The organism is Methylobacterium sp. Leaf466, from assembly GCF_001425565.1.
Lineage (GTDB): Bacteria > Pseudomonadota > Alphaproteobacteria > Rhizobiales > Beijerinckiaceae > Methylobacterium.
On the sequence record NZ_LMRC01000036.1, the window covers coordinates 115538 to 128258 of the forward strand.

The 12721-nt window shown below is 69.9% G+C and carries 10 protein-coding genes; 7 read left to right on the plus strand and 3 right to left on the minus strand.

Annotated elements, in window-relative coordinates; genetic code table 11:
* Positions 1 to 124: 124 nt before the first annotated feature.
* Together ASG59_RS19345 and ASG59_RS19350 are read left to right on the plus strand one after the other, a co-directional pair.
* Entirely contained in the window at positions 125 to 1159 is a 1035-nt protein-coding gene (locus ASG59_RS19345) for an alpha/beta hydrolase (protein WP_056411075.1), read from the plus strand.
* A gap of 157 nt (positions 1160 to 1316) precedes the next feature.
* Entirely contained in the window at positions 1317 to 1703 is a 387-nt protein-coding gene (locus ASG59_RS19350) for a hypothetical protein (RefSeq protein ID WP_055889627.1), read from the plus strand.
* A 190-nt stretch (positions 1704 to 1893) separates the two neighbouring features.
* Here ASG59_RS19350 and ASG59_RS19355 read toward each other — a convergent pair whose 3' ends face one another.
* Positions 1894 to 2211, minus strand: a complete 318-nt coding sequence (locus ASG59_RS19355) for a hypothetical protein (protein ID WP_056286599.1) — start codon at positions 2209 to 2211, stop codon at positions 1894 to 1896.
* A gap of 253 nt (positions 2212 to 2464) precedes the next feature.
* Positions 2465 to 3094, minus strand: a complete 630-nt coding sequence (locus ASG59_RS19360; protein WP_082528861.1) for a TetR/AcrR family transcriptional regulator — start codon at positions 3092 to 3094, stop codon at positions 2465 to 2467.
* Between the two features lie 245 nt (positions 3095 to 3339).
* On the opposite strand from ASG59_RS19360, the gene ASG59_RS19365 reads away from it, so the two are divergent.
* The 3 genes from ASG59_RS19365 (at position 3340) to ASG59_RS19375 (ending at position 8623) form a co-directional block, all read left to right on the plus strand.
* On the plus strand, positions 3340 to 4407 hold the full coding sequence (locus ASG59_RS19365; protein WP_082528862.1) for an efflux RND transporter periplasmic adaptor subunit: 1068 nt from the start codon (positions 3340 to 3342) through the stop codon (positions 4405 to 4407).
* A 32-nt stretch (positions 4408 to 4439) separates the two neighbouring features.
* On the plus strand, positions 4440 to 5483 hold the full coding sequence (locus tag ASG59_RS19370; RefSeq protein ID WP_244475772.1) for an efflux RND transporter periplasmic adaptor subunit: 1044 nt from the start codon (positions 4440 to 4442) through the stop codon (positions 5481 to 5483).
* Between the two features lie 68 nt (positions 5484 to 5551).
* Positions 5552 to 8623, plus strand: coding sequence for an efflux RND transporter permease subunit (locus ASG59_RS19375; protein WP_056286591.1), 3072 nt, complete (start codon positions 5552 to 5554; stop codon positions 8621 to 8623).
* Positions 8624 to 8642: 19 nt separating this feature from the next.
* Here the strand turns inward: ASG59_RS19375 and tsaA are convergent, their stop codons facing one another.
* On the minus strand, positions 8643 to 9161 hold the full coding sequence (gene tsaA, locus ASG59_RS19380; protein ID WP_056410938.1) for a tRNA (N6-threonylcarbamoyladenosine(37)-N6)-methyltransferase TrmO: 519 nt from the start codon (positions 9159 to 9161) through the stop codon (positions 8643 to 8645).
* A 151-nt stretch (positions 9162 to 9312) separates the two neighbouring features.
* On the opposite strand from tsaA, the gene ASG59_RS19385 reads away from it, so the two are divergent.
* A complete protein-coding gene (locus ASG59_RS19385) occupies positions 9313 to 10806 on the plus strand; it encodes an AMP nucleosidase (RefSeq protein ID WP_056410941.1) in 1494 nt (497 codons plus the stop codon).
* Positions 10807 to 11025: 219 nt separating this feature from the next.
* Positions 11026 to 12717, plus strand: a complete 1692-nt coding sequence (locus tag ASG59_RS19390; RefSeq protein WP_056410944.1) for a CHASE3 domain-containing protein — start codon at positions 11026 to 11028, stop codon at positions 12715 to 12717.
* Positions 12718 to 12721: the final 4 nt, after the last annotated feature.

The following is a 12721-nucleotide window of genomic DNA, read 5'->3' on the forward strand; positions in this document are numbered from 1 at the left end:
GTCACGGCGGTTAAGCGGGGCCGTGCCCTGCCACGGTCACGATCTTGTCCGACATGGCGTGAGCCGACCGAAGCCGTTCCCGGCATGCGATCCCCAGGGCTGACGTCATCCCATGCATCCCGCCATGCAACCCGACCTCCGGCCGACCCGACGGTCCCTGATCCGGCTGGCCGCGATCGCGACCTTGGCGCCGGGCCTCGCCGCCTGCGTCGCCGATGGGCTCGCCACCGGCACGGCGGGGGGGCCGGAGAAGTCCTCGGCCCTGGACGTGAGCCCCGTGTTGCTGGTGGCGACCACCCGCAAGCCCGTCGGCAATCCGCCCAAGGCGCCGTACTTCAGTTCCGACCGGGGGCGCGGCCTGAGTTTCGCCGAGGTCCGGCTCGCCTCGCCCGACCGCTCGCTGATCGGCAAGGTCTCGGCGGTGGTCACCGGCGACTGGGCCGTCAGCGCCGTGCCGCAGGTCCAGACCGGGCTCGGGGCGGCGGCCGCCTTCGCGGAGGCGGCGTTGGGGCGCGATCTCCTGATCTACGTCCACGGCTATCGCGAGAGCTTCGAATCGGCCGCCGTCAGCGCGGCGCGGCTCTCCGACGGCATCCGGTTCCGCGGCGCCTCGGCCCTGTTCACCTGGCCCTCGGCCGCGGCCACCTTCGACTACGGCTACGACCGCGAGAGCGCCCTGTGGTCGCGCGACGGATTCGGTGATCTGCTCAAGGCGCTGGTCGCCTCGCCCAGCGGCGGGCGCATCAACATCGTCGCCCACTCCATGGGCACTCTCCTGACCCTGGAGACCCTGCGCATGCTGCGCGCCGAGGCCGGCGAGGCGGCGATGGCGCGCATCGGCGCGGTGATCCTCGCGGCGCCCGACATCGACATCGACCTGTTCACCGCCAGCGCCGAGCGCCTCGGCTCGGACGTCAACAAGATCACCGTGATCTCGGCCACCAACGACCGGGCGCTGGAGCTCTCGGGCGCCATCGCCGGCGGCGTCGTCCGGGCCGGTGCCGCCGACCGGGCCCGCCTCGAGGCCCTCGGGGTGCGGGTGGCGGACGCCTCCGACTACGGCGGCGGTCTCATCAACCACGACCTGTTCCTGTCGAACCCGGAGGTCCAGGGGGTCGTGAAGCGCGCCATCGGCCGCGGCGGCGGTGGCGGCGCTTGACGCCGGCGAAATCGTTCGCCCCCGCGGCATGCGTGGCTCGCGGGACACCCGGGCCGATCGCGGGAGTTATTGCGGGAGCGACCCTGATTCCGGTTGGCGCCGGCAGGGTTCGCCCCTAAACGAGCGGCGGCTCATAGCCTCAGATGAAGGAATCGCGATGTTCACACTCGAAATCGACGGCGTCGCCATTGCGGTCATCAACGGCAGCGAGGAGGTCGCCCGCGACCTCTTCACCTGCGACGGCTTCAAGGACGACATCCAGACCATGAAGAGCGACGGCCGCGTGCTCTGGAACGGCAAGTCGGAACTCAAGATCCGCGCCGCCAACGAGGAAGAGATCGAGATCTTCGAGGACGCGCTGGCGGAAGACGACTCCGAGGAGGACGAGCCCTTCGAGCCGGATGCGCGCCACGCCAAGGCGCCCCACCCGGATTCGTCGCACGCCCAGGCCTCGAACGACGACGAGGAAGACGACGAGGACGAGGACGACGCCGACATCGTGTTCCTCGTGGACATCGACGAGGACGAGGGTCTGGATTCCTGAGGCGACACCGACGCGCCCTGCCGGGGCGCGTCGAGCCCATTCCCCCCTCATCCCCTGTGCGCTGCGGGTGTCCGACGCGGTATTGCCTGCGATGGAGGCATTCCGGTCAAAGAAATTCCGGGGGCTGCCCCCCCGGAACCGGTCGTTCAGGTGTGAAGCCCGCCGCAGGTCGAGCGCGGCTTGCCGCTCGTCAGCAGCTCAGGCGGCGGCCTTCCCGGCGACCGAAGGTCCGATAGTGCGTGGCTCCGGATTCCATCTGGCCGCGATTGACCGCGCGACGGACGTCGGGGTTGCAGCGCAGGTACTCGCCCTCGTCGAAGCCGGAGCGGCGGCGGTCGTAGCCGCGGTCACGGTCTCCGTAGCCGCGGTCGCGGTCGCCATACCCACGGTCGCGCTCGCCGTAGCTGCGCTCGCCGTAGTCCCGGCCGCCGTAGGGCTGCGCCGATACGGAAACGGCCGAGCCCATGAGGCTCAGACCGACGATGGTCATGACACAGAACGCCTTCATGTCGTGTATTCTCCCCTTCCAGATTTCTTCGTCGTGCCGCGAAGTGGATCGCGGACCGCTGGGAAAAATCGATACCCCCACCGGGCGTCTCAGCAGTCTTCCGCAGGCTATGCCGCGAGGTCACGCGTAGGAACGCCGGCGGAGGATTTTCGTTCGATCGTCCTCTCGACAGGGATGCACGATCGCCGTGTGCAGAGAAAGCCGCGACACCGCTTTTACTGTTCGCGGCGGCCCACCTCCGCGGGCGGTCGGACTACGCACCGCTCCCTGTTTCCTCCACGATCGCCGCGTGGCCCCCGGCTTCTCCGAGGTCCGCGGGATCGGCCTTCGGCAATGCCCTGGCGGAGGCCTCGAGCGCGTCGAACAGGCGCGCCAGCTCGGGGCCGGCGAGGCAGTGAAATCCCAGCGTCCGGGACAGCATCAGTCCGAGGGCGGCGAAGGTCAGCATCGCCCCGTCGCCCGGACTGGCGGAGGTCGTCTCCATCCGCGCCAGCTGCTGCTTCAGGAACGCGTTGAAGCCGGCGAAGGCATCCGGGTCGTCGGCGGAGGCGAGCAGGAGGGCCCGGGGGAACCCGTCCTCCCGGCAGTAGACCTGGCGGGCATGGGCGATGAGGCCCAGGGGGATCGCACTCGGCCCCGGCGCCTGCGCCGCCTCGTGGCGGGCGACGTCCTCCTTGATCTCGGCGAGCTTGCGTTCCGCCAGGGCGGTGATGAGGGCGTCCTTCGAGGAGAAGTGGTGCAGGACCCCGCCCTTGCTCAGCTCCGCCTCCAGCGCCACCGCGTCGATGGTGAGGGTGCGCGTGCCGGACCGACGGATCAGCCGCTCGGCGGCGTCGAGGATGATCGCCGGTCGATCCTCCCGACGGGTGCGCGCCTTCGTCATCGTGTTTCCCGCTAAAGACCGTCTGGACGGTTTGTAGCGTAGACGATAGGAATCCCCGGCGATAGACGATGCGACGAGGCGCGAACGCTGTGGCTGGTCCGATCTCGAGCCCGATGCGCAGGCTCATGCCATTTCCGGTTGATCGCTTCGTGATGCGGACATGGGCTTCGCTCAGACGCCGCGCGGGCTCGGTGATACGGTTCCCGCTCGATCCCAGCGGAAACCGTATCAGGCGCCGTTTTCTGATGGCCTTCGCGGCCTGTTGCATCGCCGGCCCGGCGGCGGCCGACGACGGCAGTCGCCGGACGGCTCCCCTGGTCCTCGTGCGCACGGTCAAGGCCGAGCGCACCACCATCTCGGCCGCCCTGATCTTCACGGGCGACATCCAGACCCAGTCCCAGGTCAGCGTCTCCTTTCGGACCAACGGCAAGATCGTCCAGCGCCTCGTCGAGGTGGGAGACCACGTCACGGCGGACCGGGTGCTCGCCCGCCTCGACCCCCAGCAGCTCAAGGCCGACCTCAACAACGCGCAGGCGGCCCTGACCTCCGCCGAGGCGCTGCTCACCCAGGCCAAGGTCAGCTTCAAGCGGCAGGAATCCCTGCTGGCCGGGGGCTTCACGACCCGCCCGAGCTACGACGATGCCGAACAGCAGCTGAGGGTGTCCCAGGCCTCGGTCGATTCGGCAAAGGCGGCCGTCGGGACGGCCCAGGAACAGCTGTCCTACACGGAGTTGCGGGCGGGGGTGGACGGCATCGTCCTCAGCCGCACCTTCGAGGTCGGGCAGGTCGTCCAGACCGGCCAGACGGTGCTCGCCCTCGCCCAGGACGGCCCGCGCGACGCCGTGTTCAACGTGTTCGAGGCGGTGCTCGCCGCCCCGCCCGAGAGCCCGAGGGTCGACGTGGCGCTCCAGGCCGACCCCACCGTCAGGACGGTGGGGACCGTCCGCGAGATCTCCCCCAGCGTCGATACCGCCTCCGGCACCGTCCGCGTCAAGGTCGGCCTGAAGGAGACGCCCCCGGCCATGACGCTCGGCGCCATCGTCGTCGGCACCGGCACCTTCCGCGCCCGCCAGGCTGTGATCCTGCCGTGGTCGGCGCTCTACCGCTGGGAGGGCGGACCTGCCGTCTGGGTGCGCGATCCGGGCACCGGAACGGTGGCGCCCCGCGCGGTCACGATCGATCATTTCGGCACCCAGACCATCGTGCTGTCCGGGGGCGTCGAACCGGGCGAAGAGGTGGTGGTCGCCGGCATCCAGCTCCTGCGGCCCGGCCAGTCCGTGGCCGTCGCCGCGGTGGTGGAGCCGCTCCGGTGAGGCGCCGGTGGATCCGCCCCGCCGGCCTATTCCTGGCCGGCCTCGCCGTGAGCGGCTGCAAGCCGACCGAGGCCGAAAAGCCGCCGGTCCGCCCGGTCCTCTACACCGTCGCCAAGCCGGTGCGGACCGTCGTCTTCGGCCCGTTCGCAGGCTTCGTCGAGCCGCGCTACCAATCCGAGATCGGCTTCCAGATCCCGGGGCGCGTGATCGCCCGCGAGGTCACGGTGGGCGACGTGGTCAAGAAGGGTCAGCTCATCGCCGCCCTCGACCCCGTGGTTACCCGCTTCGCGCTGAGCCGTGCCGAAGCGGAATTGGCCGATGCCAGGGCCCAGGCCGAGAACGCCAGCGCCACCGAGATCAGGCGCCGGCGCCTGCTGTCGGGCGGCAACGTCACCCAGGCCCAGTTCGACAGCGCGGTGGCGGGCCGCGACACCGCCCAGGCCCGCCTTCTGCAGGCCGAGGCGAGCTTGCAGAAGGCGCGCGACCAGATGGGCTACACCGAGCTGCACGCCGATTTCGACGGCGTCGTCACGGTGCGCAGCGCCGAGATCGGCCAGGTCCTCAGCGCCGGCCAGGCCGTCGTGACCCTGGCCCGCCCGGAGGAACGCGAGGCCGTGGTCGACATCCCCGAGGATCTGGTGGGCGCGATGCCGAGGGACGAGCTGTTCAAGGTCGCCCTCCAGAGCGCGCCGGAGATCACGGCCACCGGTAGGATCCGCGAGATCGCCCCCTTCGCGGATCAGGTGACGCGGACTCGGCGCATCCGCATGAGGCTGATCGACCCCTCGGAGGCGTTCCGCCTGGGCACCACCATCACCGTCGCGCTGTCGCGGCCGACCGTGCCCTACGTTCCGCTGCCCGCCACGGCGGTGGTCGAGGCCGATGGGCGCGCCTCCGTCTGGCTGGTTTCGGGCACCGGCGATTCCGTCGCCCGCCGCGCCGTGACGGTCGGCCAGCGCCAGGGCGACCGCGTGACGGTGACGGTGGGGCTCGCGGCCGGCGACCGGGTGGTCGTGGCCGGCGCCGCCAGCCTCGAGGAGGGCCAGGCCGTGCGGATCTCCGATACCCCGCAATAGACCTTGCACCCCGCAGTAGACCTTGCCGACGCGCTGCCCACTCCCCGGATAGGCGAGACCAGAGACCCGTGAAGAACTTCAACCTGTCGGAATGGGCTCTCGAGCACCGCTCCTTCGTCTGGTTCCTGATGCTGGTCTCGGTGGTGGCGGGGTTCCTCGCCTACGAGAAGCTCGGCCGCGAGGAGGATCCGCCCTTCGCGATCAAGACCATGATCGTCCAGGCCCGCTGGCCCGGCGCCACCATCGGCGACACCCTCGACCAGGTCACCGAGCGGATCGAGAAGGAGCTCCAGCAGATCGACGCGGTCGATTTCAGCCGCAGCTACACCACGCCGGGCCAGACCACGGTGTTCGTGCAGTTGCGCGAGACCACGCCGCCCAAGACCATCGCGGCGACCTTCTACCAGGTCCGCAAGCGCATCGGCGACATCCAGAACACGTTTCCGCAGGGGGTTCAGGGACCGTTCTTCAACGACGAGTTCGGCGACGTCTTCGGCAACGTCTACGCCTTCACCGCCGATGGGGTCACCCAACGCCAGCTGCGCGACTACGTCGAGCGGATCCGCGCGGAACTAAAGAAGGTCCCGAACGCCGGCAAGATGCAGCTCCTCGGCGCCCAGGACGAAGTCATCTACCTCGATTTCTCCACCCGCAAGCTCGCCGGCCTCGGCCTGAACGTGAACGCCGTCGTCGGCACCCTGCAGTCCCAGAACGCCATCACGCCCTCGGGCGTGATCCAGGCCGGCCCTGAACGGGTCTCGGTGCGGGTGGGCGGCCAGTTCCTGTCGGAGGAGAGCCTGCGGGCGATCAACCTCAGGGTGAACGACCGCTTCTTCCGCCTGTCGGACGTGGCCGAGATCTCGCGCGGCTTCACCGATCCGCCCACCGCCCTGTTCCGCTACAACGGCCAGCCGGCGATCGGCCTCGCCATCGCCATGCAGGCGAGCGGTAACCTCCTCACCTTCGGCGAGAATCTGAAGGAGCGCATGCGCAAGCTCGAGGGCGAGCTGCCGGTGGGGGTGGGCATCCACCTCGTGTCGGACCAGCCCAAGATCGTCGAGGAAGCTGTCGGCGGCTTCACCAAGGCGCTCATCGAGGCGGTGGTGATCGTGCTCGCCGTCAGCTTCATCAGCCTCGGCTGGCGGGCCGGGCTCGTGGTCTCGCTCTCGATCCCCCTGGTGCTCGCCATCGTCTTCGTGGTGATGCAGGTGATGGGCGTCACGCTCCAGCGCATTTCGCTGGGTGCCCTCATCATCGCGCTCGGCCTCCTCGTCGACGACGCGATGATCACCGTCGAGATGATGGTCGCCCGGCTCGAGGTCGGCGACAGCCTCAAGAAGGCGGCGACCTTCGCCTACACCTCCACCGCCTTCCCGATGCTGACGGGCACCCTGGTGACGGTCGCCGGCTTCCTGCCCATCGGCTTCAACGGCTCCTCGGCGGGCGAATACACCTACTCGCTGTTCGTGGTCATCGCCGCCTCGCTCATCGTCTCCTGGGTGGTGGCGGTGCTGTTTGCGCCCCTCATCGGGGTCAAGCTGCTGCCGGCGGTGATCAAGCACAAGCACCACGACCGCCCGAGCCGGCTCAACCGGGTGTTTCGGGCCATGCTGCTCGGTGCCATGCGCGGGCGCTGGCTCACGGTGATCGTCACGGTGGGCCTGCTCGGGTTCTCGATCTTCTGCATGCAGTTCGTGCAGCAGCAGTTCTTCCCGGCCTCCGACCGTCCCGAGCTCCTGGTCGACATGACCCTGCCCCAGAACGCCAGCATCGGCGAGACCAAGGCGCAGATGGACCGGTTCGAGGCGAAGCTGAAGGGCGATCCCGACATCAAGCTCTGGACTTCCTACGTCGGCCAGGGCGCGGTGCGCTTCTACCTGCCCCTCGACCAGCAGCTCGGCAACGCTTTCTTCGGCCAGATCGTGATCGAGACCGTCTCGCTCGAGGCCCGCGACGCACTGAAGGTGAAGCTCGACGCCTTCGCCCGCGAGCAGTTCGTCGGCACCGACGTCTTCGTCCACACCCTCGACCTCGGCCCGCCGGTGGGGCGGCCGGTGCAATACCGCCTGGGCGGTCCCGACCTCCAGAAGCTGCGCGCGCTCGCCCTCGACCTGAGCAACATCGTCGGGGCCAACCCGCACCTCGACGTGCCCACCCTCGACTGGAACGAGCCCGGCAAAGTGCTCAAGGTCGAGATCATCCAGGACAAGGCGCGCCAGCTCGGCGTGACCTCGGAGGACATCGCGGGCGTCCTCAACGGCGTCGTCGGCGGCCGCACGATCACGCAGGTGCGCGATTCCATCTACCTCGTGGATGTGATCGGGCGCGCCCAGGCCTCCGAGCGCCGGTCCATCGAGACGCTGCAATCGCTCCAGGTCGCCCTCGCCAACGGCAGCGTCGTGCCGATCCTGGCCTTCGCCACCATCTCCTACGAGCTCGAACAGCCCATCGTCTGGCGGCGCGACCGCATCCCGACCATCACCATCCGCGCGGCGATCGGCGACGCCACCCAGCCGCCGACGGTGGTGGCGCAGCTCGAACCGGCGATCGCCGCCTTCAAGGCCAAGCTGCCCGACGGCTACACCCTCGATACCGGCGGTGCGGTCGAGGAAGCCGGCAAGGGCCAGGGCCCCATCGCGGCGGTGGCGCCGGTGATGCTGCTCACCATGGCCTTCCTGCTGATGGTGCAGCTCCAGAGCTTCCAGAAGCTGTTCCTGGTGGCGAGCGTCGCGCCGCTGGGCCTGATCGGCGTGGTGGCGGCGCTGCTTCCCTTCGGCAAGCCGCTCGGCTTCGTCGCCATCCTCGGCGTCCTGGCGCTGATCGGCATCATCATCCGCAACTCGGTGATCCTGGTGACCCAGATCGACGAATACGAGCGCGACGGCATGAAGCCCTGGGACGCCGTGGTGGAGGCGACCTGCCACCGCATGCGCCCGATCCTGCTCACGGCGGCGGCGGCGAGCCTGGGGCTGATCCCGATCGCCCGCGAGGTGTTCTGGGGGCCGATGGCCTACGCGATGATCGGCGGCATCATCGCGGCGACCTTCCTCACCCTGTTCTTCCTGCCGGCGCTCTACGTCGGCTGGTACCGGATCAAGCGACCGCGGCGCTCGGAGGCACAGGCGCCCGCCGCCGCCTGAGGTCGCCGCGAAGCGCGGGCTATCGCCCGGGCGCCGCGACCGGGCCGGTGCGCGTCCCGGCGCGGTCGACCGTCGCCTCGGGCCGGGCATCGGTGGAGGCGAAATACGGCTTGATGTCGATGAGCGGCGTCCCGTCGCGGCAATCGAGGCCGTGGACGACGAGGCGGTCGCCGTCCCGGCGCTTCAGTTCGACCACGGAGAGCGCCACCGGATTGGGGCGGGCCGGCGAGCGCAGGGAGAACGTGCCGCGGCTGCCGTCTGCATGGCGCGGCTGCTGCAGCACCAGATCGCGGGCCGCCGCGTCCATCCAATAGAGGACGATGAGGTGGCTCGCCCCCTCGACGTTCTGGAGGGCGGGGGCGAAGAGCGGATCGACCTCGATGGTGCAAAGCTCCTGCGTCTGCAGGCCGTTGCGCGGGCAGTCCCGCCGGTGCGGCCAGGGCGTGCGGATGCGGCCGATGAAGTGGAGGCCGGCATCGAACCCCTCGGGCAGGGTGATCCGGGTCTCGCCCGGCCGGTGATCCGCCCCGTCGTCCATGAACTTCTCCTGCGTGACCGTGCAATCCGATAGGGTCCGCTTTCGGTGACGTGCGACGCGGGCGCAAGCCGCGTCCGGCGGAGCGGCGGTCGCACCCAAGGCCCGCGATGTGTAGGAGAGGGGCGCGTCGGACGAGTGCGAGAGGTTCGGGATGATCGCCAGCGAATTGCGGCCGATGGAATCCGTGGCCGACCCGGAGGTGGCGGTCGATCGTCTCGCCGTCCTGAACGAGGCGGCGATCCACGCCCTCAAGACCGCCCTGGCGCGCTACCTCGACGGCGGGCCGCCCCCCGACGCGACCGAGCGGCTCCAGTTCCGCTACCCCGAACTGCGGGTCACCTACCACCCGACCGGCCCGATCCCGCGCCTCAACCGCGCCACCGCCAAGTTCCAGGCGGCCGGCACCTATTCGACCACCGTGACGCAGGCCCGGCATTTCCGCGCGTACCTGCTCGAACAGCTCAAACCCCTGGTGGCCGATTACGGCGCCACCCTGGAAGTGGGCCTGAGCGCACAGGAGATTCCCTATCCCTATGTGGTCGAGCCGGGGGCGAGCCCGTCGCGCGCCACCGTCTCCTCCCTCGACCTCGCCACCTATTTCCCGGTGCCGCTGCTGTCCGTCGTGGGCGACGAGATCGCCGACGGCCTGTGGCGCGAGATCCCCGGCGAACCGCGCCCGCTCGCCCTGTTCGACGCGGTGCGGGTCGATTATTCCCTGCGCCGCCTCGTCCATTACACCGGCTGCGACTGGCGCGACGTCCAGCCCTGGATCCTCCTGACCAACTACCACCGCTACGTCGACGGCTTCGTCCGCCACGGCCTCGAACGCCTTCAGGCCGAGGGAAGCGGCATCACCCGCATGATCCTGCCCGGCGGCATCGGCGTCGACCGGGCCGAGGCGGCCTCCGTCGATCCCGCCGCCCTGATCGCGGCTTCGCCCTGGCACAAGTTCCAGATGCCGGCCTACCACCTCGTCGGGCACGGGCCGGACGGCAGCCCGCAGGGCACGACGCTGGTGAACATCGGCGTCGGTCCCTCGAACGCCAAGACGATCACCGACCATCTCGCGGTGCTGCGCCCGCACTGCTGGCTGATGGTCGGGCACTGCGGCGGCCTGCGCCAGTCCCAGACCATCGGCGACTACGTGCTCGCGCACGGCTACCTGCGCCGCGACCGCATCCTCGACGAACTGGTGCCGCCGGACGTGCCGGTCCCGGCGCTCGCCGAAGTCCAGCTCGCGCTCCAGGCCGCTGCCGCAGGCGTGACGGGCGAGCACAGCGACGCGCTCAAGCGGCGGCTGCGCACCGGCACCGTGGTGACCTACGACGACCGTAACTGGGAACTGCGCTTCAGCCAGGAGCGCCGGCGCATCAACCTGTCGCGTGCCATCGCGGTGGACATGGAGAGCGGCACCATCGCCGCCCAGGGTTACCGCCTGCGCGTTCCCTACGGCACCCTGCTGTGCGTGTCCGACAAGCCGCTCCACGGCGAGATCAAGCTGCCGGGCGCGGCCAACACCTTCTACGACCGGGCGGTGGCCGAGCATCTCCTGATCGGGCTCGCGGCCCTCGACAACCTGCGCGCCGACCGCCACGGCCTGCATTCGCGCAAGCTGCGCGCCTTCGACGAGCCACCGTTCCGGTGAGGCTCCGGCCGCCGTCGCACGCGGAAGAGGGCAACGCGACCACCCCGCTCGCGGCGAGAGCGTCGCGAGCGGGTCGAAACCGCAGGTCGGCGGCCGACATGCGGGATAAGCGAGCTTTAACCGAATATTATTCCCGACCCGCCAGCCTAATTCCGCAGCGCGTTACATGATCGTCGATCCTTAGTCGCGACAAATCGGAATAAAAGGCTTCTCCGTTCCATGGTATCAAAAGTCGTCGACCTCAAGATTGCCGTGAAGATCGGGCTGTCGCTCGCTGTGGTCGCACTCGTCGCCGTCGCGATGTCCGTCATCAACCTTCGGAATGTCGCCACCAGCGAGGACGCCGCCAAGTGGACCGATCATACGCACCAGGTGTTGTCGGCCGTGAATACGGTGGCATCGGCGATGGCGGACCAGGAAACCGGCCTGCGCGGCTACCTGATCACTGGCGGGGAACAGTTCCTGGCGCCCACGAAGGCCGGTGAAGCGGCCTACGAGACCGGCCTCTCGTCGGCGCGCCGGCTCACCGCGGACAACCCGGTGCAGCAGGAGCGTCTGACCGCGCTCGACGGCCTCGTCCGTGCATGGCGCACTGACGTCGCGGGACCGCAGCTGGCGCTGATGCGCGATCCGGCGACGCAGGGGGAGGCGCGGAACCTCGTGGCCTCCGGGATCGGCAAGGCCAGGATGGATGCCTTCCGCGCCAAGGCCAAGGAGATCGCCGATGCCGAGCGCGGCCTTCTCGTCGACCGCGAACGGACGGCGAAGGCCGCGGCCGAGACCTCCCGCACGACGGCGATGGTCGGCCTCGCCGTGATGACGTTGGCCGGCGTGCTCAGCCTCCTCGCGCTGCACGTCGGGATCGTCAGGCCGCTTCGGGCGATGACCGCGGCCATGTCGCGCCTGGCCTCGAACGACCTGACGGTGACGGTGCCGGGAATCGGTCGCCGCGACGAGGTCGGCGCCATGGCCGCGTCCGTCGAGGTCTTCAAGCAGGGCATGATCCGCAACCGCGCCCTGGAGCGGGACACGGAACTCGCCCGTGCCGACGCCGAAACGCAGCGCAAGGCGGCGATGCGGGACATGGCCGATTCCTTCGAGGGCGCGGTCGGCGGCATCGTCGCGGCCGTCTCGGCCGCCGCGACGGACCTTCAGTCCACCGCCACCACGATGACCCACACCGCCGCCGAGACCGCCGGCCAGTCGACCGCCGTCGCCGCGGCCGCGGAGGAAGCCGCCACCAACGTCACCATGGTCGCCTCGGCGGCGGAGGAACTGGGCTCGTCGGTGTCGGAGATCGGCCGTCAGGTCGACGGGTCCGCCACCCTCGCCAATGCCGCCGTGACCCAGGCCGCCGAGACCGCCGCCCTGGTCCAGGCCCTCAGCCACAGCGCCGCCAGGATCGGCGAGGTCGTCGGCCTCATCTCCAGCATCGCCGGCCAGACCAACCTGCTCGCCCTCAACGCCACCATCGAGGCGGCGCGGGCCGGAGAGGCCGGGCGTGGGTTCGCGGTGGTCGCCGCCGAGGTTAAGGAACTCGCCAACCAGACCGCGCGGGCCACCGACGAGATCGCCCGTCAGATCGGCGACATCCAGGGTGCGACCGGTCAGGCCGTGTCGGCCATCGACGGCATCACGGCGCGGGTGCGGGAGATGAGTCTCGTCGCCACCACCATCGCCGCCGCGGTGGAGCAGCAGGAGGCGGCGACGCAGGAGATCGTGCGCAACGTCTCGCAGGCCGCCGCCGGCACCAACGAGGTGACCGTCAACATCAGCGGCGTCGCCGACGCGGCGGCGAGCACGGGTACGGCGGCCGGCAGGGTCCTGACCTCGGCATCCGGCCTGTCGCAGCAGTCCGACCATCTCGGTGACGAGGTGAAGCGGTTCCTCGCCACCGTCCGCGCCGCCTGAGGCG

Excerpts from the sequence above, each read along its gene's own strand:
- ASG59_RS19345 (WP_056411075.1), top strand. The coding sequence starts at position 125 with ATGCAACCCGACCTCCGGCCGACCCGACGGTCCCTGATCCGGCTGGCC.
- ASG59_RS19350 (WP_055889627.1), top strand. The coding sequence starts at position 1,317 with ATGTTCACACTCGAAATCGACGGCGTCGCCATTGCGGTCATCAACGGC.
- ASG59_RS19355 (WP_056286599.1), bottom strand. The coding sequence starts at position 2,211 with ATGAAGGCGTTCTGTGTCATGACCATCGTCGGTCTGAGCCTCATGGGC.
- ASG59_RS19360 (WP_082528861.1), bottom strand. The coding sequence starts at position 3,094 with ATGACGAAGGCGCGCACCCGTCGGGAGGATCGACCGGCGATCATCCTC.
- ASG59_RS19365 (WP_082528862.1), top strand. The coding sequence starts at position 3,340 with ATGGCCTTCGCGGCCTGTTGCATCGCCGGCCCGGCGGCGGCCGACGAC.
- tsaA (WP_056410938.1), bottom strand. The coding sequence starts at position 9,161 with ATGGACGACGGGGCGGATCACCGGCCGGGCGAGACCCGGATCACCCTG.
- ASG59_RS19385 (WP_056410941.1), top strand. The coding sequence starts at position 9,313 with ATGATCGCCAGCGAATTGCGGCCGATGGAATCCGTGGCCGACCCGGAG.
- ASG59_RS19390 (WP_056410944.1), top strand. The coding sequence starts at position 11,026 with ATGGTATCAAAAGTCGTCGACCTCAAGATTGCCGTGAAGATCGGGCTG.